Origin of the sequence: Streptomyces sp. NPDC048295 (assembly GCF_040652135.1) — a bacterium.
GTDB lineage: Bacteria > Actinomycetota > Actinomycetes > Streptomycetales > Streptomycetaceae > Streptomyces.
The window spans coordinates 120,956-143,255 of record NZ_JBEZLL010000024.1 but is presented as its reverse complement, the minus strand read 5'-3'; the positions used below and the strand labels follow the sequence as shown (position 1 = coordinate 143,255).

The following is a 22,300-nucleotide window of genomic DNA, read 5'->3' as shown; positions in this document are numbered from 1 at the left end:
CTTCGCCTGTGCGCCGGGGGAGCGGGCGTCAGACACGCACCTTGGTCCGGATCACCTTGCCGGTCGCATTGCGCGGCAGCGCGTCGGCGGTCAGCCGCCACTGCTTCGGCACCTTGAAGTACGCCAGTTCGGCGGCCGCGTACTCCCGCAGCGCCTCCTCGGTGACCGTCGAGCCCGCCGTGAGCACCACGACCGCGGCCACCTCCTGGCCGAGGTCGGGATGCGGCACCCCCAGCACGAGGCATTCACGGACGTCCGGGTGATCGACGAGCACCGTCTCGATCTCGGCCGGGTAGATGTTCTCGCCACCGCGAATGATCAGGTCCGAGCGGCGGCTGCTGAGATACAGCCGTCCCTCGCGCAACTGCCCCAGGTCCCCGGTGCGCAGCCAGCGGTCCGCGCCGATGGCGCCGGCGGTGGCCGCGGAGTCACGCCAGTAGCCCAGCATGTTGAACTGACTGCGGACCCAGACCTCGCCCTCCTCACCCTCGCCGAGCACCTCGCCGGCGGGGTCGCGAATCTCCAGGCGCACGCCGGTGACGGGCCGGCCGAGAGTGCCGGGAGCTTCCGCCAGGTCCTGCGGGTTCGCGGCCGCGACAGCCGTACACGTCTCGGTCAGCCCGTAGCTGTCCACCAGCGAGTTCTTCGCGAACGGCAGGCCTTCGCGCAGCCGTTCCTTGAAGGCGGTCGACGACGGTGCGGAGGCCAGGGCGAAGGACGTCAGCGAGGACGTGTCGTACCGGTGGGCCCCGCCGTGTTCGAGCATCCGGTGGGCCATGGTCGGCACCGCGCCCCAGTTGGTGACCTGCTCCCGCTCGACCATGCCGAGCACGGCGTCCACGTCGAACGCGCCCTGGTGCAGCGCGATCCGGCTGCCGGTGGCGAGCCGCGGCACGGCCAGGTTGTGCAGGCTGGCGATGTGGAACAGCGGCAGCGTCAGCAGATAGACGCGGTCCTGCGGGCGCAGCGGGTCGCCGAAAATCTGGAGCAGCGCGTCGTTCAGACGGTGGTACTCGACGACGGCGAGCAGATTGCGGTGCGTGTGTACGGCCCCCTTGGGACGGCCCGAGGTGCCGGAGGTGTAGAGGATGACGGCCGGGTCGTCCTCGGCGACGTCCGCGGACGGCAGCGGCGCACCGGGGTGGGCCGTGACGAAGCGGCTGATGTCGTCCTCCACGGACAGCACCGGAACCGGACAGCCGGCCAGTTTCGCCGACTGCCTGGCATCGGCCACCACCAGCGCGGGTTCGGCGTTGTCGAGGCCGTGTGCCATCTCGCGCGGCGACCACCAGGCGTTGAATCCGACCGCCACCGCGCCGATCGACACCGTGGCCCAGAACGTCGTGATCCACTCGGGGCAGTTCGCGGCGGCGATGGCCACTCGGTCACCCTTGGCGACGCCGTACTGCTCACGCAGCACCTGGGCCAGTGACGCGACCTGCGCCGCGTGCTCGGCGAAGGTGATCCGGCGGTCCGCCGTGACCACGAAGTCGCGGTCGGCGTGGGCGACGGACGCGTGCAGCACCTCGTGCAGGGCCCGCTGCCGGTGGGTGAAAACCGGCAGCGGGGTGCCCAGCACGTCGTCGTCGGCAAGCTCGAACCGGCCGCCCGGGCCGGTGAGCGCGGCTGCCTGGACGAGGGCTGCTGCGCGGTGATCCGTTTCGTTGGGCATCGGGGACTCCTGGGCGTCGTGAACTCCACTGGGATGGCGGTCGACGCAAGTGTCGGCAGTCCGGGCCCCTCACCCACCGGATGTTTCCGGTCACTGGGACACCGTGGCACAGGCGACAGGAAGAGGGAACACCGCGGCGGCGACCGTGGGGACGGGACGTCAGCGGGCTCCCGGTGAGTGGGATACGTCACGTCGGCCGGATTTCGACGGCCATAGCGTCCCTCCACCTGCTCCGGCCCCGGGCCCTCTGCCCCGGTGCCACTTGCCTTCCGGCACCCGTTTTTCCCACCTTCCGGCGCCGGTCCGACCGGCCTCGGGCTCATGGAGGACGAAATGACGCGAGCACCACGGCACAGAGCCCGCTTTGCCGCCACCCTGGCCGTCGCGGTGACGCTCACCTCCGCGTGCGTATCGTCCGACGCCGGGGAAGCCGGCAGCGGCAAGACGCAGAAGGCCGAACGAGGCCGCTACACCTTCGGCCTCGTCGGCGCACAGCCCGACGGCGGATCGCCCGTCGAAGGCGGCACGCTGCACATCGCCGACTACGGCGAGGCCCGCAGCCTCAGCCCCGCCGTCACCTACGCCACCGGAGCCTCCGGCGGATCCGCGCTCGCCGCCGTGTACGACGTACTGATGCGGTACGACACCGCCGCGAAGAAGTACGAACCCCAGCTGGCCAAGTCGCTGCACAGCAGCGACGACCTGAAGACCTGGACGCTGCAGCTCCGTGACGGAGTGAAGTTCTCCGACGGCACCCCCCTCGACGCCGACGCCGTGACCGCCTCCATCGCCTGGTACCGGAAGAACAAGGGCGCCGACACCGCGCTGCTCGCCCCGAACCTGGCGAAGGCCGAGGCCACCGACGACACCACGGTCGTCTTCACCCTCCGCAACCCCTGGGCGACATTCCCCGCGATGCTCGCCCAGGCACCCGGCATGATCGTGGCTCCCGCCGCGTACGCGGAGAAGACGTTCAAGCCCATCGGGGCCGGTCCCTTCGTCCTGGCCGAGTACGCCCCACAGGAGGAGATGATCCTCAAGGCCAACAAGAACTACTTCAAGGGCAAGCCGCACCTCGACGCCCTCCGCTTCACCTGGCCGCAGTCCGACCGCGCCAAACTGGAGGCGCTCGACGACGGCACCGCCGATGTCACCTACATGCGCAGCCCCGACGTCGTCGACGACGCCGTCAAGGCGGGCCACCCCGGGGAACTGACCCTCACCGGTCTCGGCACCATGGTCACCATCAACACCCGCCAGGGCCGGCCGGGCGCCGACCTGCGCGTCCGCAAGGCATTGGCCCTTGCGCTGGACCCCGAGCTCGAAACCGAGCGCGCCTACGAGGGCAAGGGCCTGCCCGGCAAGGAGATCTTCCCGCCGGAATCGCGCCTGCACTCCGAGGTGAAGCCCCTCGGCGTCGACCTCGACCGGGCGAAGAAGCTGCTCGCCGAGGCCAAGAAGGACGGCTACAACGGCACCATCACCTACATGGACGGCACCGACCCCGTCTCCAGGGCCAAGAGCGTCGTCACCAAGGCCATGCTGGAACGTGTCGGATTCACCGTGAAGCTCGACATGGTCTCCTCCATCGCCGACCGGGTGGCCAAGACGTATGTGGAGCACGACTTCGACATCAGCCGTGGTGCCGCCAGCATCTCCGAGAGCGACCCCTACCACCGGCTGCAGAGCATCCTGAACTCGACGAGCTACGGCAACCCCGGCGGCTACGCCAATCCGAGGATGGACGCCCTGCTCGTCCGGCTCCAAGCCGCGGACAGCGACGCCGACACCCAGAAGACCCTCGACCGGATCCAGGCCCTGTTCAACGAGGACGTCCCCCTGGTCAACCTCGGTGCCGGCGCCGGGTTCACCGCCTGGGGCAAGAACGTCCACGGTGTCGTGCCCACCGACGAGTACATGACCCTCTTCGGTGAGGCGTGGATCAGCAAGTGATCCCCAAAGGCCCGGACGGACCCGGGGACATCGCCGCCGACCGGAGCGCATCCGCCGGCCGGGGCGTTCCCGCTCACCGGGACACCGCCCTGGGCCCGCCCGCCCGCCCACCCGTAGCTTCACCGCACCGCGACGCGCATCCCGTAGCCCCGTGTGCCGCCACCGGGCAGACCTGGAGGAACTCATGAGTCCCGCTGCGCTGCGCCGGCCGGCCGTCAAGGTCCTGGAACTGGTGGGCGTGCTCCTCATCGCGAGCACGGGAGTCTTCTCCCTGGTGGTCCTGCTGCCCGGTGACCCCGCCGTCGACATCCTGGGCGCCGGCCGGTCGCCCGCCGAATACGCCGAGCTCCGCACGGAACTCGGCCTCGATCAGCCGCTGGTCACCCGCTACCTCCACTGGCTGGGCGGTGTCCTCACCGGGGACCTCGGCCAGTCCGTCGTACCGCCGCAGAGCGATGTCACCGACCGGGTGCTGTCCGCGCTGCCCGTCAGCTTCGAGATCGCCGCCCTCGGACTGCTCCTCGCCCTGCTGATCGCTGTGCCGCTGGCCATGTGGTCGGCGTACCGCGAGAATTCGGCCGCGGACCGGATCATCGGCGCCGGCACCTTCGGGGTGCTGTCCGTGCCCGGCTTCCTGGCAGGGCTGCTGCTGATCCTTCTCCTGGTCGACTCGACGGGCTGGTTCCCGCGTTCCGAGTGGATCCGGCTCGGCGACGGTGACCTGCTGGGCAATCTGCACCACGCCTTCCTGCCGGCGCTGACCGTGGCCCTTGCCGAACTCGCCATGTTCACCCGGGTACTGCGCGGCGACCTGATCGTGACCCTGCGGGAGGACTACATCCTCGCCGCCCGCGCCAAGGGCATGAACCCGTTGCGCATCCTGTTCACCGACGCCCTGCGCCCCTCCTCCTTCTCCCTGGTCACCCTGCTCGGCCTCAGCCTCGGGCGGCTCATCGGCAGCACCGTCGTCGTCGAGTACCTCTTCTCGCTGCCCGGCATGGGAACCGTCGTCGTCAACGCCGCCGGCCAGGGCGACTACCCGATGGTTCAGGGCGCCGTACTCACCATTGCCCTGATCTACGTGGTGATCAACGCCGCCATCGACCTCTCCTACGGCTACCTCGACCCGAGGACGCGACGTGTCCATGTCTGACATCGCCCCGCGCACGCGGGCCGCCTCCCCGCCGCCCCTGCTCACCGCCCTGACCCTCACCGTCGTCGGCCTCGTCCTGCTGGGGTTCGGCGCGACGACACCCCAACTCGTGACGCCCGCCAAGGCGGCCCTCGTCCTCCTCGGCCTCGGCATGACGTTCGCCGGAGCCTCCAGGCTCGGCAAGCGCTGGGCCGGCCCCCGCTTCGACCTGGTGTTCTGGTTCGGCGCGGGCTGGCTCATCCTGCTCGGCCTCGCGATCCTGCTCGCCCCGTGGCTGCCGGTCGGCGAGGACCGCGACGTGGCGAGCACCGTCCTCGAACCGGTCTTCGCCACCCCGACCTTCACCGGGGACAACCCGCTCGGCACCAACGCCTTCGGCCTCGACCTGCTCGCCCGGTCCCTGTACGGTGCCCGGTCCTCGCTGATCATCTCGCTGTCCGCGGTCGGCGTCGGCACCGTCGTCGGCGGCGCGATCGGCATGGTGGCCGGCTACTTCCGCAAGAGCGTCGACCGCGCGGTGGGCCTCGCCACCAACTCTCTGCTCGCCGTGCCCCCGCTGATCCTGCTCATCGCACTCGCCACCGTGCTCGAACCAAGTCTGCGCAACGTCGCCCTCTCACTGGCCCTGCTCACCATCCCCGGCATGGTGCGCCTCGCCCGCGCCACGACCATGGCCTGTGCCAACCGGGAGTTCGTCGTCGCGGCCCGAGCCATGGGTGCTACCCGCTCCCGGATCCTGCTGCGCGAACTGCTGCCCAACGTGCTGCTGCCCCTGCTGTCCCTGGCCGTCGTGATGATCTCGGTCCTCATCGTCGCCGAGGCATCTCTCAGCTTCCTCGGACTCGGTATCCAGCCACCCGCACCCACCTGGGGAAACATGATCGCCGAGGGCGAGGGCCGGGTCTTCGAGGAGCACCCGCACATCGTGCTCGTGCCCGGCGCATTCCTCTTCCTCACCGTCTTCGCCTTCAGCATCGTCGGCGAGAAGGCTCGCGGGCGATGGGACTCCCGGAGCGTGAAACTGTGACCACCGGACCACTTCCCCAGGCAATCGAACCCACCACGGGCGCGCCCGCGCTGCTGACCGCCACCGACATACGCACCGTCTTCCACACCCCCCGTGGCCCGGTGCGGGCGGTCGACGGCGTCAGCCTGTCGCTGTCCGAGGGCGAGACCCTCGGCATCGTCGGCGAGTCCGGATCGGGCAAGTCCGTGCTGGGCCGCACGCTCATGGGCCTGATCACCGACGGGCCGGGCACCACCGTCTCCGGAACCGTCCTGCTCGGCGGCCGGGACGTCCACGCCCTGAGCCCCGCGTCGCGGCGCTCCCTGTGGGGCACCGAGGTCGCCATGGTCTTCCAGGACCCGATGACCTCCTTGAACCCGGTCAAGAAGGTCGGCGCGCATCTGGCCGAGAGCGTGCGCCTGCACCAGGGCCTGAACCGTGCCGAGGCCCGGGAACGGACCGTCGACCTGCTCCGGCAGGTCGGCATCCCCGAACCGTCCCGGCGCGCACGCCAATACCCGCACGAACTCTCCGGCGGAATGCGGCAGCGCGTCGTCATCGCCATGGCCCTCGCCTGCGAGCCACGGCTGCTCATCGCCGACGAACCCACCACCGCGCTCGACGTCACCGTACAGAAGCAGATCCTCGACCTGCTCCAGTCGCTGGCGCGGGACCTGCGCATGGCCACCGTCCTGATCAGCCACGATCTCGCCACCGTCGCCGGCCGTACGGACCGGGTCGCGGTCATGTACTCCGGCAGCCTCGTCGAGTACGCTCCGTCCGCCTCCGTCTTCGACCGCCCCCGACACCCGTACAGCAGCGCCCTGATCGCCTCCGTCCCCCGGCTCGACCTGCCGCCGCACACGCTGCTCCCGACGATCGAGGGCCGGCCGCCCAACCTGCTGAACCCGCCCCCCGGTTGCCGGTTCTCTCCCCGCTGCGGCACGGCGACCGACCGCTGTACCACCGAATCGCCCCAACTCGCCGGATACGCCGGTGAGCGCGACTCCGGCGGCGGCCTCGTCGCCTGTCACCACCCTCTGGGCGCAGCCGAGGAGACCGCCGTATGACGACGACCCGCACCACCGACCGGGACGCGCGTCCGCCCGCGCTGAGCGCGCGGAACCTCGTCGTGGAGTTCCCGGCCGGCCACGGCCGGAAGGTGCACGCCGTCTCCGGAGTCTCACTGGACGTCGCGGAGGGCGAGACGCTGGGCATTCTCGGCGAGTCCGGCTGCGGCAAGTCCACCGTCGGCCGCTCCTTGATCCAGCTGCCGCCCCCGGACTCGGGAACCGTACGCCTCGCCGGTGTGACCCTCACCGGCCTCGCCCCGGAGGAACTGCGCCGCGCCCGCGCGAGGATGCAGATCATCATGCAGGACCCGATCGCCGCCCTGAATCCCCGCCGCAGGGTCAAGGACCTGCTGTGGGAGGGGCCGTCGATCTGGGGGAGCGGCGACGACACCCACGGCAAGGACGCCCGGATCGACGAGGCGCTGCGCGACACCGGCCTCGACCCGGCGACCGTACGGGACCGCAGACCGCACGAACTCTCCGGCGGCCAGTGCCAGCGGGTCTGCATTGCCCGCGCCCTGCTCCTCGACCCGGCGGTGCTGATCTGCGACGAGCCCGTCTCCAGCCTCGACGTGTCCGTGCAGGCGCAGATCCTCAACCTCCTGGAGGCGACGAAGCGTCGGCGCGGACTCAGCATGGTCTTCATCGCCCACGACGTCTCCGTGGTGAAGAACATCAGCGACCGCGTCATGGTGATGTACCTCGGCAAGGTCTGCGAGGTCCTGCCCTCCGACGGGATGCACCACGAGGCCGTCCACCCCTACACACGGCTGCTGCTCGCTTCGCTTCCCGAGCCCCGGCGCAGCCCCGGCACCGGTCTATCCGGCGGCGGGCAGCCCCTCGCGCCCGCGGGTCCGGCCGCCGATCTCCCGTCCCCGCTGAACCCGCCGTCGGGCTGCCGCTTCCGTACCCGCTGCCCGCTGGCCACCGCACAGTGCTCCGACGAGGAGCCCCCGCTCAGAGACATCCGGCCGGGACACCTGGTCGCCTGTCACCACGTCGAACCGAGGAGGAACCACCCGTGACCGCCACCGAGACCCCGGACGTATTCGCCCCCGCCCAACTGGGCCCGGTCAAGCTCCGCAACCGCGTCATCAAGGCCGCGACCTACGAGGGGCTCAGCCACAGGTCCCTGGTGACCAAGGACCTCGTCGACTTCCACGTCGCCTATGCCCGGGGCGGCGTGGGCATGACGACCGTCGCCTACTGCGCCGTCGCCAAGGAGGGGCGGACCGACCGGCACCAGATCTACTGGACCGACGAGGCGATGCCAGGGCTGCGGACCCTCACCGAAGCCGTGCACGCCGAGGGCGCCGCGATCGCCGCGCAGATAGGCCACGGCGGCCCCGTCGCCAGCCCCAAGGCGAACGGAGCCCCGGCCCTCGCCCCGTCCAAGCACTTCCACGCCACCGCGATGAGCTGGGCCCAGGAGACGTCCGTCGCCGACATCGGGCGCATCACCGAGGCCCACGCCGAGGCCGCCCGCCGCGCCGTATCCGCAGGCTTCGACGCCGTGGAGGTCCACCTGGGCCACAACTACCTGGCCAGTTCCTTCCTCAGCCCCCGCATCAACCACCGCACCGACGAGTACGGCGGCAGCCTGGAGAACCGGGCCAGGTTCGCCCGCAACATCATGCGGGCCGTCCATGACGCGGTCGGCGGCCGGATCGCCGTCCTCGCCAAGATGAACATGGACGACGGAGTGCCCGGCGGGTTCTGGCTCGATGAGGCCATCCCGGTGGTGCAGTGGCTTGAACAGGACGGCACTGTCGACGCCCTGGAGATGACCGCGGGCAGTTCCCTGCTCAACCCGATGTACCTCTTCAAGGGCGACGCCCCGCTCAAGGAGTTCGCCGACGTCATGCCGCAGCCGATCAAGCTCGGCGTGAAGATGGTCGGCAAGCGGTTCCTGCACAGCTACCCCTACCGGGACGCCTACCTCCTCGAGGACGCCCGGCAGATCCGCGCCGCCGTGAAGCTCCCGATGATCCTGCTCGGCGGCATCACCGGCAGATCCGCCATGGACCTCGCGATGCGTGAGGGCTTCGAGTACGTGGCCATGGCCCGGGCCCTGCTGCGCGAGCCGGACCTGATCAACCGCCTGCGCGACGACGAAACCACTCCGTCCCTGTGTATCCACTGCAACAAGTGCATGCCGACCAACTTCACCGGCACCCGCTGCGTGCTGGTCGACCGCACCACCACCCGCCACGCGACGTGGGGCACACCCGCCGGATACGTGGGATGAGGGGTCTCGACGCCGTCGCCGCGGCCGTCAGAAGCGGCGAGACGACGCCCGCACGGTCACCGCGGAGGCGATCGCCCGTACCGGGCGGCTCGATCCCGCCCTCGGTGCGGTGGCCGGCACCCGGTCCGCGCAGGCTCGCGCCGAGGTCGCGGCCGGACCACCCGGAGTTCCAGGGCTCCACGCGCAGCGTGCTGGGCAGCTCCGAAACGCGCGAGTGTGTCGGACGGGACCGTCCGGAACCACCTCGGCAGGTGGCCGGAGGAACACCCTGAGCGGGCCACAGCCGTCATCAACCGGATCGTCCAGGACATGCGCCGGGACCGACCGGAAACGAACGGCTCGTAGGAGGGAGTCGTGGCCGTGGCCCGCTCGTTGTCGAGTCCTTCAGGTGACGAGTGGGTCGATGTGGTCCGGGAAATCGGACGACCACACGGGCACCCGGGGGAGCCAGTCGACCGGCGGACGCGCCCCGGCCGGTGAACCGCTCAGCGGTCCCGCAGCAGCCCGGCGTCATGCGCCAGCACGGCCGCCTGTACGCGGTTGGCGCTGCCCGTGCGCGTCAGGATGCGGCTGATGTGCGCCTTGACCGTGCCGGTGCTGATGTACAGCTCGTCGGCGATCTCGGGGTTGGACAGGCCCCGGCCGAGCAGGCGCAGCACGTCGCGTTCGGCCGGGGTGAGTTCCTCGATCCTGCGCAGCGCGTTCTCGGTGTCACGGCCGTACTGGACGTGGCGTTCGAGGAGTTGGCGGGTGACGCGGGGGGCCAGGACCGGTTCGCCCTTCGCGGCCAGGCGGACGGCGTGGATCAGGTCGTTGGGTCCGGTGTCCTTGAGGATGTAGCCGGCCGCACCGGCCCGCAGAGCGCGCGTGACGCTCGCCTCCTCGCCGAAGGCCGTCAGCATCACCACATGCGTGCGGGGCGAGAGACGGGTGATGTCCTGCGCGGCCGCGATTCCGTCCCGGCCCGGCATCTGGAGGTCGAGGAGCGCGACGTCGACCTCCTGGGACCGGCAGGCCGCTGCCGCCTCCCCGCCGTCGGCGGCTTCGGCCACGACCTCGATGTCCTCGGCGTTCTCCAGGATCAGCCGGATGCCCGTACGCATCAGCGCCTCGTCGTCGGCGACCAGAACTCGGATCACCCGTTCATCTTAGGGCCGCCGTCACCAGCAGTACGACCAGGAAGCCCACCGTGGGCAGGACCACGGCCACCGCGGCGCAGCCGGCTCCCAGGATCCGCGGCCAGGTCAGTACCTCGGCCCGTACCGGGGCGTGCGCTCCCCTCCTGCCCTGGCCGATGGCCGGTGCCCCGAACGGCGACGGTCCGTACATCGGAGTCCCGGACGCCGGTGGTCCGTACGCCGGAGTCCCGGACGTCTGCGGTCCGTACGCGGGGGCATCGGCGGAGGGGCGAGCACGTGTGGGCAGGGGACCGCCGTCGACGTCGTGGGAGGGAAGACGGGCCGTCACGGCGAAACCCCCGCCCGGAAGTGGCCCCGCCGCGAAGGTGCCGCCCAGCATGGAGACCCGCTCGTGGAGACCGGCCAGACCGCTGTGCGTGCCTCCCCGTGAGTGACCGCCCTCGCGCGGAGTCCCGTTCACCACGCCGACCACGAGCTCCGCGCCCTCGGCCCGGACCTCCACCCGTGCGGGCGCGCCGGAGGCGTGTTTCAGCACGTTCGTCAGTCCCTCGCGGACCACCCGGTGGACCGCCTGCCGGGTACGGGCGTCGACCTCGGCCGTCGCCGGGAGCGACCACTCCAGCTCCACCGGCCCGCCGCCCGTCTGTCGGGACTGCGTGACCAGCGCGGAGATGTCCTCGTGCGTCCCCCGCGCACCCGTGCCCGCAGCGGCGTCCTCGCCCTCGTCCGTGAGGTCCGTGTGCCGGAGCACACCGAGGATCTCGCGCAACTCCTCCATCGCCGTCCCGGCCGTCGTGCGCAGCAGTTCCGCCTGTCCAGCGAGGGCGGGGGCCTGCCGTCCGGCGGCCAGTTCCAGCGCCCCGGCGTGTACGGAGATCAGGCTCAGCCGGTGGCCGAGGAGGTCGTGCATCTCGCCGGCTATCCGGGTCCGCTCCTCCATCCGGGCCGCCGCGGCGGTCAGCGCACGGGTCTGTTCCAGATAGGCATTGCGTTCCCGCAACAGGCCGACCAGGGGCCGCCGCCTGCCGAGCAGCGTCCCCGACAGGGCCGGGAGGAGGAGAAGCAGTACCGCGGAGACCGCGTTGCCGGCCAGGTCCGTCGGCAGGGACTCCCAATGGAAGAAGCCGCGCGCGACGGTCAGCACCCCGGCGACCGCGCAGGCCACCCCCACCACCCGCCACGCACGTCGTGGCGGCGCGATCCGGCGGGTGGCGGACAGCACGATCAGCGGGATCGCCGCCAGCGTCCACACATTGGCACCCACCAGCAGCGGAGCAGTGCACACCACCGCCGCCACGGGCCGACCGCGCCGCCCCACCACGAGCAGCGCCGTCCACAACGCCTCCAGCACCGCCAGGACGGGCCGGGCCGGATGCACCACCAGCAGGGGGACCAGCCCGAAGGCCAGCACGAGGACGCCCAGCACGACATCGACGGCGACGGCTGCGCGCGCGGCGTCCCGTACGGCCGCCCGGCTCGCGACCATCTCCGCACGCGCCCACCGGACCACGTCACCCGGCTCCCGCCAGGCGGACACACGGGCCCGGCCGGTGCCTTCGGGTACCTCACTCATGGTCGTCTCCGCCTCCGACACAGTGGACTCGCCGGGATGGACGGTAGCGCCGGGCGGGGCTGCCGGGTCCCGGCGGCCCCCGTCGTCACGCGCCCGGCCCGAGCGGCAGGTCGGCCCGCAGCGCGGCGATGTCCACGTGCCGGGCGGTCAACAACTCCACGACCGTGGCGACTTGGGCCGTGGTGTCCGGGGCCGGGATGCCTTGGGCCGTGGTGTCCCGGGACTGGACATCCGCTGCGGAATCGTCGAGGAGGGCGGCCAGCAGATGGACCGTTCCGACGGTGGCCGACCCGTGCTCGACGGCCGTGAGCTGGGCGACGGCCTTGGCCCGCTCGGCGGTGTCGGAGAACAGCACCTTCCCCGCGGCGTCATCCTCCGTGGTGGTGTTCGCCGCCCGGTTCAGTGGGTTCAGCCGTGCGCCGTGCCGGTTCAGCAGCGCGGCGGCGGAGTTGGCGGCAGCCAGGTCCTCGGGCAGGGCTTCCCCGGCGACGGCCAGGGCGCGGTCCAGGGCGAGGATGCCCAGCAGGAGGTCGACGGGGCGCGCCTCGGAGCGCCCGCACCGCACCGCCTGCCGGGTCGCTTCGACGAACACCGCGAACAGCACCGGGGAGCCGTACTGCCCCGACCCGGAAAGCCACGACGTCAGCGCGCGCGTCAGGCGGTTGCCGCTCCGGCCCAGCGTGCCGGCCCGGCGAAGGAGCACGACGCCGTGCGACTCCGGCCGCTCCGACCCGGCCGGGGCGCTCGCGTCCAGGGCGTCGAGCGCGGTTGCCGCCGCGGCCAGGTCCAGCCTCTCCACCACCAGTGCCTCGCGGGCGCGGCTGTCCGGTAGTTCCAACAGGGCGCGCGCCACGTGCCGGCAGCGTACGGAGACGGCCCCTTCGGCCCGAGCCGCCTTCAGCGCGGACAGCAGGCACGCGCGCAGTGCTCCCGTCATGCCGGGCAGCGGCCGGTCGCTCCCGGCGGCCGGCCGGCGCGATGCGAGCCCGAACCGCCAATGTGCCTCGCGCCAGGCGGCGGTGAGCTCATAGGCGTCGGCCGCGTCCTCATCGGGTACGGCCGCGGCCACGTCGGGTACGGGACCGGCCGTGTCGTCCGTACTCGCCCAGCCGCGCCCGCCGCGCCCCGAGACCAGGCCGCCGAGCCCACCGGCCTTCCGCATCCCCGGCGCGATCGCCGCACCCGCGTCGCTGTCCCCCATCACGAGCGCGGCCAACAGGTTCTCGCTCCCCACCGCCGTCGCCCCGAGCTTGACCGCGCCGCGCAGTGCCGCGACGAGCAGTGCCATGACGTCGGTCTCGAACTCCACACTCGTACCGACCGCTGCTGCCACGTCCCCGTGCACCGCGGTCGTACCTCGCTGATCCGTCGTGGCTCGCCGATCCATCGAATGTCCCCTCTTCGGCTCCGGTGTGCGATCGGGTTCGACACTAGGAGGACCGGCCAAGGCACCGCGTCGGCCGACCGGCCATGCCCTCGGGCCGATCGGCCACGGCGGCACGCGGACACGGCACCCTCGACACGCAGGCCGAGGCCGGCCCGGCCTGCTTCGCCGACAGGGCTACCGGGGCGCCGCATGACGATGCGTCAGTCAAGTTGGCGAACGATCGGCGTGGGTCCTGAAATGCCTGGGGAACGCTGTCCGGACATGCGACTCGTTGTAGAGTGCCAGAACAGCCCTTGACCTGCAAAAACGCAGGCAGGGAGCCTACTTGTGGGAGTACCTCGATGCTGCGTACCATGCTCAAATCCAAGATTCACCGGGCCACTGTGACCCAGGCAGATCTGCACTACGTCGGTTCCGTCACCGTCGACGCGGAGTTGATGGAAGCAGCGGATCTGCTCCCCGGCGAGCTGGTGCACATCGTCGACATCGACAACGGCGCCCGTCTGGAGACGTATGTCATCGAGGGGGAGCGCGGCTCCGGTGTCATCGGAATCAACGGCGCCGCCGCCCACCTCGTCCACCCCGGTGATCTGGTCATCCTGATCAGTTACGCCCAGGTCGACGACGCCGGGGCGCGCGACCTGACCCCGCGCATCGTGCACGTCGACGCCGGCAACCGTATCGTCGCGCTCGGTGCCGACGCCGCCGCGCCCGTACCCGGCACCGCCACCGAGCGGAGCCCGCACGCCGTGCCCGCGGCGCGCTGAGCCGGTCCGGCCACCGAGGGAGCACTCGCCGTGGCGGGGCGCGAGGCCCCGTCGTCCCGCTCCGCCCGTACGCCGCGAAGCGGGCGGAGCGCCATCCCGACCGGGCCCCCGAGGTCCCGGCCGAGCCGGTGAAACGGGCGAAGGCACAGCTCAGGAGGCATCCCGAGCCGTACGGACCCGGGTCGGCCGGGGACTGTACCGTTTGGCCGGTGACCCTCGCCCTGCTGCACACCTCCCCGGCCCACGTACCCGTTTTCGACGCACTCCGGGACGCGCACCATCCCGGACTCGCCCTGCGCCATCTCGTGCGCGAGGACCTGCTCACCAGGGCCGGGGAAGCGGGCCCCGAAGCGGTGTCGGGCGAGGTCCGGGACCTGCTCGCGGGCGCCGTCGCGGACGGTGCCCGTGCCGTGCTCTGCACCTGTTCGACGATCGGCGCCGTCGCCGAGTCGGAGTCGGCGCGGCTCGGTGTTCCTGTGCTGCGCGTCGACCGCCCGATGGCGGCCCTTGCCGCGGCACGGGGCCGGGTGGTCGTGCTCGCGACGTTCACCGGCACCCTGGCGCCGACCCTCGCCCTGCTCGCCGAAGAGGCGGGGGACCGGCCCGTCGACGTACGGACCGTCGTGGTGGACGGAGCCTGGGCGTGTTTCGAAGGCGGTGACCGGGACGGCTACCTGGACCTCGTCGCCGCCGCGGCCGATGCGGTGACGGACAGCGATGTGATCGTGCTGGCACAGGCGTCCATGGCCGACGCGGTCACCCGTACGGTCACCCGCATCCCGGTGCTCTCCAGCCCCCGGCCGGGTCTCGCGGCCGCGGCCGCCGCCGCACGCCGACCCCGGCACGGCTCGCCGGTCCCGGCAGGTCATCCGGAACCGGGACGCACGGACTCACCAGGCGCGGGCGGTCGCTCCGGGGGACGGTGGAAGCAGATCCACCCGAACCGTTCGGAGGCCCCCGATGACGAATCCGTACCCCGACCCGGTCCCGCCGGCCCCCACCCCGGGACCGATGCCCGGCCCACCCTCCCCGCTGCCGGAACCACCACCGCCACCGCCACCCGGCCCCGTCCCGCCGGGCCCCTCGCCGGATCCGATCCCACAGCCGCCGCCACCGCGCCCCGACCCGGAACCTCAGCCGTCGCGTAGGCGGGCCGTACCCCGCTCCGGGGAGCGGATCCCCGACCGCTCCCGGGACGCGTCGCGCTCGCCGGACGGAGTGCGCGGCCGCTGAACCGAGGCAGGCCGGAACAGGCGGCTCGCTGCCCTGGCCGACCGGCGACGGGGATCGCGCCATGACCCTGCTCACCGCCACGGCGGCACTCGACTCGCCTGTCGGGCGGTGGGCGACAGCGAACCACTCCTCCGCCTGCCCGGCGACCCCATGCGGGCCTCCGGCTGCCTCGGCGATCTCGACGGGCTGTCGGCGCATCGCCGGCTGATCATGCTCGGCCTGCGGGGCACCGGTGACTCCGAGGTCCCGGCCGACCCGGCCACGTACCGCTGCGGTCGACAGGCCGCCGACATCGAGGCGCTCCGTGATCATCTCGGCCTCGAACACATAGATGTGCTCGCGCACTCGTCGGGCGGGCGTCCTCGCCACCCTGTACGCGGCGCTGCATCCGGACCGCGTCCGCACCCTGAGCCCGTGCGCGCGCCCTTGTGCGGGGACGGGCGGGAAGCCGAGCCGATCCCGCCGGACCGGGATCAGGCGGTGGGTGGCCGGACCGGTGACGGGCCCAGTGTGGTGGTGCCGGGGGAGGCCCGGTGGCCGAGGCCGGTCCGGTAGGCGTCCATCGCGGCCTCGGTACGGCCCACACGGCGCAGCAGGTCGCCCAGCAGCCGGCAGATGTCCGCGAGGTCTCCGGCGGCGCCGGCGCGCTCCAGCAGCGACAGTGCGGTGACGTAGTGCTCCTCGGCGGATTCCGGATCGCCCCGGTCCTCGTGGATCAGACCGAGCAGCCGGTGCGCGCCGCCCGCGTGGACCGAGCCGCGGTCCGGGTGCAGTTCGCCGAGGAGTCTGTGCAACAGCTCCTGGGCCTGGGCGTCCTTGCCCCGGCGGCGCAGGACATCCGCCAGCTCCACCTCGACCTGGGCCGTGTACAGGGCGGCCCGCTTCGAGGCCAGCATGTCGCGGGCGGCGCGCAGTTCGGTCTCGGCGCCGGCCAGGTCGCCGTCCTGGGCGTGTACGTAGCCGCGCATCCAGTGGCAGTGCGCGAGCTCCGTGCGGATCTGGAGCTGTTGGTAGATCTCCGCGGCCTTGGCGAGTGAGGCGTCCGCCTCCGAGGTGCGGCCCGCCGCTATGAGGGTACGGGCGACGCTGCGGTGGAGACCGGCGACCAGTTCCGGATCGGACACCCGGGGGGCGAGGGCCAGCGCCAGCTCACCGGCCTGGGCGGCGCGGGCGTGGGCACCCATGTCCATGTAGGGGGCGATCGCGGCCGTGTACAGCAGCAGGAGCGCGCCGGGGTCCTGGAGGCCGGAGGTGTTGAGTTCGTCGATGGCGCTCTCCAGCAGGTAGCAGGCGTACCGGAGTTCGCCGGCCAGGAGGTGGGCGACGGCTCTGCCCCGGACGGCCGGGGCGCGCCGGGGGAGCGGGGCGTCGGCGAGCAGCCGCTCCGCGGCCTCGAAGTGCTCGCGGGCCGTGGGCAGATCACCCGTCTCCAGGGCGCAGTGCCCGAGCCCGAGCAGGGCCGTGGCGCGTTCCTCGTCGAGCCCGTGCCGGCCGGCCTCGGCGAGCAGCCGCGCGTAGGAGGCGGCCGCGTCCTCGGCGGCACCCGTGGCCAAGGTCCGCTGGGCCTCGACGAGTTCCAGCCGCAGCGCGGTCGCGAGATGGGCGGGGCGCCCCGTCGCCAGTTCCTCGTACGTGACGCCGAGCCGCTCCGCGAGATGGCGCAGAGCCGCCTCCGACGGGCGTACCCGGCCCGCCTCCAGCGTGGAGACGTAGGCAGGGGTGTAAGCGGGCTCCGCCAACTGGCGTTGTGTCAGATTGCGTTCGGTGCGCAGGCGTTGTACGCGGCGGCCGATGGCGCCGGGATCCTCGTCCGGGCCCGTGGTCCGCCCCGCTGTGTGCTTCGCGTTCATCGCGCCGCCCCTTCTGCCTCGCCCCGCTTCGAAATGCGGTCCATGCATCGTAAATGCCCGGATACGAACCTCGGCCACCCGGCGTCCGGGCCTTGTTCAGGGGTGCGGACACCCCTAGGTTAAGCATCGCATTAAGTCGGCTTAACCCACGGGTTACGCAAGGGTCGTGCCCAGGGATTCCCGCAGAAGTCCCCCGGAACTGAAGGAGTTCGTCCATGCGCATACGCTCGCGCGCGCGCCGCACGGCAGGAGCCGCGGCGGGGCTCGTCCTCGCCGGTCTCCTGGCGGCGACCGCCGCCACCGCACCGGCCTCGGCCGCCCCCACCGGTTCCGGCGGCGGCCGCAACATCGCGGTCGAGTACTTCCCCGACCCCGGCGGCCCGGGGAGGACCGCCGAGGTCCCGGCCGAGACCCCGGCGCGCAAGGGCGGCGCCGCCGCCAGGCTGAGCGCGGCCGAGGCCGCCGTCGACGGCACGGTGGGCGAGCAGGCGGTGACCGGTCCCTCCGACGACCGCCTGGACGTGGTGATCATCGGCGACGGCTACACGGCGGACCAGCAGGACGACTTCCACGCGGACGCCACCGCCAAGTGGGCCGACATCACCGCTCTGGAGCCCTACAAGAGCTACCAGGGCCTGTTCAATGTGTGGACCGTCGACGCGGTCTCCAACGAGTCCGGCATCAGCGGCGACCCCGGTGCGGGCACCGTCAGGGACACCGCGCTCGGCAGCTACTTCTGGTGCTCCGACATCGAGCGGCTGATCTGCGCGGACATCGACAAGGTGGCCGCGTACGCCGCCAAGGCCCCGGCGGCCGACCTGGTGGTCGTCGTCGCCAACTCCACCAAGTACGGCGGCGCCGGCTACTCCGGACTCCAGGCCGAGGGGTACCCCTTCAACGGGGTCTCCACCCTCTCCTCCGACCACCCCTCGTCCAGCCTGATCGCCGCCCACGAGATAGGGCACTCGGTGGGTCTGCTGGACGACGAGTACACCTACGCCGAGTACGGGACCTGGACCGGTGGCGAGCCGGGCGGGATCAACTCCACCACCTACACACCCGCCCAGCTCACCGAGAAGCGGGCCAAGTGGTACCGCTGGCTGGGCCTGACCGACCCGGCGGGCGGCACGGTCGGCACCTACGAGGGCAGTGCCTACTACCCGCTCGGGCTCTACCGACCCACCGCGTCATCGATCATGCGGGAGCTGAGCAACACCGAGTTCAACCTGCCGGGGCGCGAGGCGATGATCGCCGGGTTCTACCGTGCGGGCAACGCGCTGAGCAGCACCGTCGACACCGGCACCGCCGTCGGACCGGGCCGGCGCATCACCGTGGACCTGGCGGACCTCCGGACCGCCGGGGCCATGGCCCACCGGCCGGGCGCCGCCACCGGACTCGCCCGGATCGATCTGCGCTGGTACGTGGACGGTGTCGAGAAGGTCTCCGCCCGGGGACGTACCTCGGTCACCCCCGCGTCGCTCGGCGTCCGCGCGGACGGTCGCGGCCACAAGGTGACCGCCGAGGCCGTCGACCGCACGGGCGCCATCCGCGACCCCGCCGTCCGCGCCCTGGCCACCGACACCCTGAGCTGGAGCGTCAGGGCGACCGGGCACCGGGGGCCACACCTCAGGCGATGATCGGGACCACGGCCTCGGGCGTCAGCATCCGGAACGTGAACGCCTGATGGAAGTAGAGCCGGATGCTGGTCGCGTCGTGGTCCTGATAGCCGATGGAGAGGTCCTGGCCGAGGCGCAGTTCGAAGTCGCCGCCACGGGTGGACATCAGCACACCGCCCCTGACGGCGGGCGCCCACAGGATCTGGTCGTCGAGCAGCCGGGCCAGATGGGTGGCCACCGGGTACCCGTGGTCCGAGGTCTCGGTGGCCTCGGTGAAGGCATCGGCACCGAGCAGCAGCCGGTACGGGCCGTCGACCCCGGCCAGCCGCAGCCGGGTCAGCGCCTGGCTGACGGTGGCCGGGTAGTCGCGGGCGTCCGCGGGCAGGGTCAGTGGCGAGTGCGAGGAACCGTCCCGGAGCCCGGAGATCCCGGCCGAGGCGTACCCGTCGATGATCGCCATGTCCTCCGCGAACGCACAGGTGCGGGCGGCGTCCTTGACGGGCTGCCAGTCGCTGTCGTCCGAGCCGCGCTCGACGTCGTCCACGGCCGACCGGGTCACCGTGAACGGCACCCGCCACTCGATGACCGGCACCGATGTGCGGGCCCTGGCGATGACGTCCGGCGCGGGCGGGTCGATGTCGCGCAGATGGCCGTCGCCGATGGACGCCAGCCCGGGACCGTCCGGGCCGGTGACATCGACGACACGGCGGCCCGCCACATGGCGGCTGAAGGTGCGCCGGGCCTCTTCTTCGATCTGGTCCCAGGCGGCTTCCGTGACAGGGGCGAGTTCGCGGTGGAGATTGTTCATCACTGGGCGCTTTCTTGCAGGCTGCCGATGTGCAGCGAACCGTCGGCCGGACCGGCCGGGGCCGGGGCCGCCGCCGGTGCCGGCGCGGACGCGGGCTCCGGCAGGGCGTCGGTCCCGGCCGACGAGGGCGAGGGCGGCGGGGCGTCGAGGAAGTCGGCGCTGGGGGCGTAGAAGAGGGTGCCGGTGACCGCGGTCGAGAAGTCGAGGATGCGGTCGTGCGTGGCGGGCGCACTGCCGAGGAACATGTTGCGGAGCATCTGTTCGGTCACCCCCGGATCGGCGGCGTATCCGATGAAGTACGTGCCGAACTCGCCCTCCCCGAAGCTGCCGAACGGCATGTTGGCGCGCAGGATGTCGCGCTCCGTGCCGTCCGGGTCGGTGATCGTGTTGAGTGCGATGTGCGAGTCGGCGGGTTTGACGTCGTCGGCGAATTCGATGTCGTCCAGCTTCGTACGGCCGATGACCCGCTCCTGCTCCTCGGTGCTCAGCGCGGTCCAGGACGCGAGGTCGTGGAGGTACTTCTGCACGACGACGTAACTGCCGCCCGCGAACGGCGGATCCTCGGCGCCGACCAGGGCCGCCGCGCGCGCGTCCGCCCCCACCGGGTTCTCCGTGCCGTCGACGAAGCCGAGCAGATCCCGGTGGTCGAAGTAGCGGAACCCCTGCGTCTCGTCGACGACCGTCACCGCACCGCCGAGCCGGTCGAGCAGCCGGGTCGCCCAGGCGAAGCACACGTCCATCCGCTCGGCCCGGATGTGGAACAGCAGATCCCCCGGGGTGGCGGGCGCATGGTGCCGGGCGCCGTGCAGTTCCTGGAACGGATGCAATTGTGCCGGGCGCGGTCCGGCGAACAGCCGGTCCCAGGCCCCGGACCCGAAACCGGTCACACAGGCCAGCCCGGCCCCGGGGTACCGGAAGTCGATGGAGCGGGCGAAGGCCGCGAGGTCCGGCAGCACCTCGCGCACGGCGGGCTCGCCACCGGGCTCGATCGTGGCGACCAGGATCAGTGCGGCGCCGGTGAGTGGTGCGACGACCGGCTGGACCGCGACAGACTCCGGGGCGGTGTCGGGCATACGGGGGCTCCCTGGGGCGGACGGAGGGGAACGGCAACGGGCTCGTGCGGTGGGCGGAAAGGGGGCTCGCTGCTACTTACGCACAGCCGGGGCGCCCCCGCACCCCGGGGCACCCGGCCGGGCGAGCCCGACGACGGCCCCCGGTCCGTACCGCCCCGTGTCAGCCCGCGGTGACTTCCGACCGGTCGCCGCCCCAGAGGGTGTGGAAGGAGCCCTCGCGGTCGGTGCGGCGGTAGGTGTGCGCGCCGAAGAAGTCGCGCTGGCCCTGGGTGAGTGCCGCGGGCAGCCGGTCGGCGCGCAGGCCGTCGTAGTACGCGAGTGCGGCGGCGAATCCCGGCGTCGGCACACCCTGCCGCACCGCCTCGGCGACCACCGCGCGCCAGTCGTCCTGGGCCGCGCCGATCTCCTCGGCGAACTTCTGGTCCGACAGCAGGCTCAGCAGGTCGGGGCGGGTGTCGTAGGCGGCCCGGATCCGGTCCAGGAACGCGGCCCGGATGATGCACCCGGCCCGCCAGATCGCCGCCACCGCGCCGAGGTCGATGTCCCAGCCGTACACCTCGCTGCCGGCCCGGATCTGATGGAAGCCCTGCGTGTACGAGACGATCTTGGAGGCGTACAGGGCCTGCTCCACCCGGTCGGCGAAGGCCGCGGCCGCCTCCTCCCCGAGCGGGGAGGCCGACGGCCCCGGCAGCTCCCGTGCGGCCTCGCGCAGATCCGCGTGCCCGGACAGCGAACGGGCGAAGACGGCCTCCGCGATCCCCGAGACGGGCACCCCCAGGTCCAGGGCGATCTGCACCGTCCACCGGCCCGTGCCCTTCTGCTCGGCCCGGTCCTGCACGATGTCCACGAAGGGCTTTCCGGTGGCCGCGTCGGTGTGGGCGAGGACCTCGGCCGTGATCTCGATCAGATACGAGTCGAGGCGGCCGGTGTTCCAGCCGCGGAAGGTCTCGGCGATCTTCGCGGGGGAGTAGCCGGCCACGGCGCGCAGCAGGTCGTACGCCTCCGCGATCAGCTGCATGTCCGCGTACTCGATGCCGTTGTGGACCATCTTCACGAAGTGCCCGGCCCCGTCGGGACCGATGTGGGTGGTGCACGGGGTGCCGTCCTTGGCCTTGGCGGCGATCTTCTCCAGCAGCGGCCCCAGCGACTCGTACGACTCGACCGAACCGCCCGGCATGATGCTGGGCCCGTTCAGCGCGCCCTCCTCGCCGCCCGAGATGCCGACGCCGACGAAGTGGATCCCGCGCTCGCGCAGGTCCTTCTCCCGCCGGCGGGTGTCCTCGAAGTGCGCGTTGCCACCGTCGATGACGACATCGCCCTCTTCCAGGAGAGGGGCGAACTCCTGGATCACGGCATCGGTGGGATCGCCCGCCTTCACCATGATGACGAGCCTGCGCGGGCGCTCCAGCGCCGCGACGAACTCCTGCGGCGTGCGCGCGGCGACGAAGGAGCCCTCGTCGCCGAACTCCTTCACCAGGGCGTCGGTTCTGGCGGTCGTCCGGTTGTGCACCGCGACCGTGAATCCGTTGCGGGCGAAGTTGCGGGCGAGGTTGCGGCCCATGACCGCGAGCCCTGTGACGCCGATCTGCGCGGTGCCGCTCATGTGTGTGCTCTGCAATCTGTCTCGGGGATGCCCGGCGGGTCCGGGGACGCCGGGATCTTCGGCAATGCCGGGATCTTCAGTATGGATACGAGGCGCCGGAACGGCCCGCTCTGCATCGTCCGTACGGGTTTCCTGTGTATATTAGG

The 22,300-nt window shown here is 72.0% G+C and carries 16 protein-coding genes and 2 pseudogenes; 10 read left to right on the top strand and 8 right to left on the bottom strand.

Annotated elements, in window-relative coordinates; translation table 11 throughout:
• Nucleotides 1-28: 28 nt before the first annotated feature.
• The gene (locus tag AB0D53_RS30305; protein ID WP_362452246.1) at nt 29-1,672 is read right to left on the bottom strand and encodes a class I adenylate-forming enzyme family protein; all 1,644 of its coding nucleotides are present in this window, start codon (nt 1,670-1,672) and stop codon (nt 29-31) included.
• Between the two features lie 333 nt (nt 1,673-2,005).
• Here AB0D53_RS30305 and AB0D53_RS30300 point away from each other — a divergent pair, with 333 nt between their 5' ends.
• The 6 genes from AB0D53_RS30300 (at nt 2,006) to AB0D53_RS30275 (ending at nt 9,105) form a co-directional block, all read left to right on the top strand.
• Nucleotides 2,006-3,625, top strand: a complete 1,620-nt coding sequence (locus tag AB0D53_RS30300) for an ABC transporter substrate-binding protein (protein WP_362452245.1) — start codon at nt 2,006-2,008, stop codon at nt 3,623-3,625.
• Between the two features lie 184 nt (nt 3,626-3,809).
• Nucleotides 3,810-4,778, top strand: a complete 969-nt coding sequence (locus AB0D53_RS30295; protein WP_362452243.1) for an ABC transporter permease — start codon at nt 3,810-3,812, stop codon at nt 4,776-4,778.
• Complete coding sequence (locus tag AB0D53_RS30290; RefSeq protein ID WP_362452242.1) at nt 4,771-5,805, top strand: ABC transporter permease; 1,035 nt, start codon at nt 4,771-4,773, stop codon at nt 5,803-5,805. Before AB0D53_RS30295 ends, AB0D53_RS30290 begins: the two co-directional genes overlap by 8 nt.
• The gene (locus AB0D53_RS30285; RefSeq protein WP_362452241.1) at nt 5,802-6,854 is read left to right on the top strand and encodes an ABC transporter ATP-binding protein; all 1,053 of its coding nucleotides are present in this window, start codon (nt 5,802-5,804) and stop codon (nt 6,852-6,854) included. Before AB0D53_RS30290 ends, AB0D53_RS30285 begins: the two co-directional genes overlap by 4 nt.
• Nucleotides 6,851-7,882 (top strand): ABC transporter ATP-binding protein, encoded by a 1,032-nt coding sequence (locus AB0D53_RS30280; RefSeq protein WP_362452240.1) that lies wholly within the window; start codon nt 6,851-6,853, stop codon nt 7,880-7,882. Before AB0D53_RS30285 ends, AB0D53_RS30280 begins: the two co-directional genes overlap by 4 nt.
• On the top strand, nt 7,879-9,105 hold the full coding sequence (locus AB0D53_RS30275) for an NADH:flavin oxidoreductase (RefSeq protein ID WP_362452239.1): 1,227 nt from the start codon (nt 7,879-7,881) through the stop codon (nt 9,103-9,105). The genes AB0D53_RS30280 and AB0D53_RS30275 overlap by 4 nt, the downstream gene beginning before the upstream one ends.
• 485 nt (nt 9,106-9,590) lie before the next feature.
• On the opposite strand, the gene AB0D53_RS30270 is transcribed toward AB0D53_RS30275, so the two are convergent.
• The 3 genes from AB0D53_RS30270 to AB0D53_RS30260 form a co-directional block, all read right to left on the bottom strand.
• The gene (locus tag AB0D53_RS30270; RefSeq protein WP_362452238.1) at nt 9,591-10,244 is read right to left on the bottom strand and encodes a response regulator transcription factor; all 654 of its coding nucleotides are present in this window, start codon (nt 10,242-10,244) and stop codon (nt 9,591-9,593) included.
• A 4-nt stretch (nt 10,245-10,248) separates the two neighbouring features.
• A complete protein-coding gene (locus AB0D53_RS30265) occupies nt 10,249-11,817 on the bottom strand; it encodes a histidine kinase (RefSeq protein WP_362452236.1) in 1,569 nt (522 codons plus the stop codon).
• An 85-nt stretch (nt 11,818-11,902) separates the two neighbouring features.
• Nucleotides 11,903-13,204, bottom strand: coding sequence for a hypothetical protein (locus AB0D53_RS30260; RefSeq protein WP_362452235.1), 1,302 nt, complete (start codon nt 13,202-13,204; stop codon nt 11,903-11,905).
• 341 nt (nt 13,205-13,545) lie between these two features.
• Between AB0D53_RS30260 and panD the strand changes: the two genes are divergently transcribed.
• From panD to AB0D53_RS30245, 3 genes and pseudogenes are all read left to right on the top strand, one after another.
• The gene (panD, locus tag AB0D53_RS30255; protein WP_362452234.1) at nt 13,546-13,971 is read left to right on the top strand and encodes an aspartate 1-decarboxylase; all 426 of its coding nucleotides are present in this window, start codon (nt 13,546-13,548) and stop codon (nt 13,969-13,971) included.
• Between the two features lie 209 nt (nt 13,972-14,180).
• A pseudogene (locus AB0D53_RS30250) lies at nt 14,181-14,801 on the top strand (aspartate/glutamate racemase family protein); the annotation flags it as partial.
• Between the two features lie 511 nt (nt 14,802-15,312).
• Nucleotides 15,313-15,616 (top strand): annotated as a pseudogene (locus tag AB0D53_RS30245) (alpha/beta fold hydrolase); the annotation flags it as partial.
• 61 nt (nt 15,617-15,677) lie between these two features.
• Here the strand turns inward: AB0D53_RS30245 and AB0D53_RS30240 are convergent.
• Nucleotides 15,678-17,054, bottom strand: a complete 1,377-nt coding sequence (locus AB0D53_RS30240; protein WP_362452233.1) for a tetratricopeptide repeat protein — start codon at nt 17,052-17,054, stop codon at nt 15,678-15,680.
• A 215-nt stretch (nt 17,055-17,269) separates the two neighbouring features.
• Between AB0D53_RS30240 and AB0D53_RS30235 the strand changes: the two genes are divergently transcribed.
• Nucleotides 17,270-18,691 carry a M64 family metallopeptidase gene (locus tag AB0D53_RS30235; protein ID WP_362452232.1) on the top strand — a complete coding sequence of 474 codons (1,422 nt, stop codon included), beginning with the start codon at nt 17,270-17,272 and terminating at the stop codon, nt 18,689-18,691.
• Here AB0D53_RS30235 and AB0D53_RS30230 read toward each other — a convergent pair.
• The 3 genes from AB0D53_RS30230 to gndA form a co-directional block, all read right to left on the bottom strand.
• Entirely contained in the window at nt 18,681-19,478 is a 798-nt protein-coding gene (locus AB0D53_RS30230; protein ID WP_362452231.1) for a family 1 encapsulin nanocompartment shell protein, read from the bottom strand. The genes AB0D53_RS30235 and AB0D53_RS30230 overlap by 11 nt on opposite strands.
• Nucleotides 19,478-20,551 (bottom strand): Dyp-type peroxidase, encoded by a 1,074-nt coding sequence (locus tag AB0D53_RS30225; protein WP_362452229.1) that lies wholly within the window; start codon nt 20,549-20,551, stop codon nt 19,478-19,480. The genes AB0D53_RS30230 and AB0D53_RS30225 overlap by 1 nt, the downstream gene beginning before the upstream one ends.
• Nucleotides 20,552-20,711: 160 nt before the next feature.
• Nucleotides 20,712-22,154: an NADP-dependent phosphogluconate dehydrogenase gene (gndA, locus tag AB0D53_RS30220; RefSeq protein ID WP_362452228.1), complete on the bottom strand. Its 1,443-nt coding sequence runs from the start codon at nt 22,152-22,154 to the stop codon at nt 20,712-20,714.
• Nucleotides 22,155-22,300 lie beyond the last annotated feature (146 nt).

Bases quoted from the DNA above. Each gene is read 5' to 3' on its own strand.
- AB0D53_RS30305 (WP_362452246.1), bottom strand. From the start codon at position 1,672: ATGCCCAACGAAACGGATCACCGCGCAGCAGCCCTCGTCCAGGCAGCC.
- AB0D53_RS30300 (WP_362452245.1), top strand. From the start codon at position 2,006: ATGACGCGAGCACCACGGCACAGAGCCCGCTTTGCCGCCACCCTGGCC.
- AB0D53_RS30295 (WP_362452243.1), top strand. From the start codon at position 3,810: ATGAGTCCCGCTGCGCTGCGCCGGCCGGCCGTCAAGGTCCTGGAACTG.
- AB0D53_RS30290 (WP_362452242.1), top strand. From the start codon at position 4,771: ATGTCTGACATCGCCCCGCGCACGCGGGCCGCCTCCCCGCCGCCCCTG.
- AB0D53_RS30280 (WP_362452240.1), top strand. From the start codon at position 6,851: ATGACGACGACCCGCACCACCGACCGGGACGCGCGTCCGCCCGCGCTG.
- AB0D53_RS30265 (WP_362452236.1), bottom strand. From the start codon at position 11,817: ATGAGTGAGGTACCCGAAGGCACCGGCCGGGCCCGTGTGTCCGCCTGG.
- AB0D53_RS30260 (WP_362452235.1), bottom strand. From the start codon at position 13,204: ATGGATCGGCGAGCCACGACGGATCAGCGAGGTACGACCGCGGTGCAC.
- panD (WP_362452234.1), top strand. From the start codon at position 13,546: ATGCTGCGTACCATGCTCAAATCCAAGATTCACCGGGCCACTGTGACC.
- AB0D53_RS30240 (WP_362452233.1), bottom strand. From the start codon at position 17,054: ATGAACGCGAAGCACACAGCGGGGCGGACCACGGGCCCGGACGAGGAT.
- AB0D53_RS30235 (WP_362452232.1), top strand. From the start codon at position 17,270: ATGCGCATACGCTCGCGCGCGCGCCGCACGGCAGGAGCCGCGGCGGGG.
- AB0D53_RS30230 (WP_362452231.1), bottom strand. From the start codon at position 19,478: ATGAACAATCTCCACCGCGAACTCGCCCCTGTCACGGAAGCCGCCTGG.
- AB0D53_RS30225 (WP_362452229.1), bottom strand. From the start codon at position 20,551: ATGCCCGACACCGCCCCGGAGTCTGTCGCGGTCCAGCCGGTCGTCGCA.
- gndA (WP_362452228.1), bottom strand. From the start codon at position 22,154: ATGAGCGGCACCGCGCAGATCGGCGTCACAGGGCTCGCGGTCATGGGC.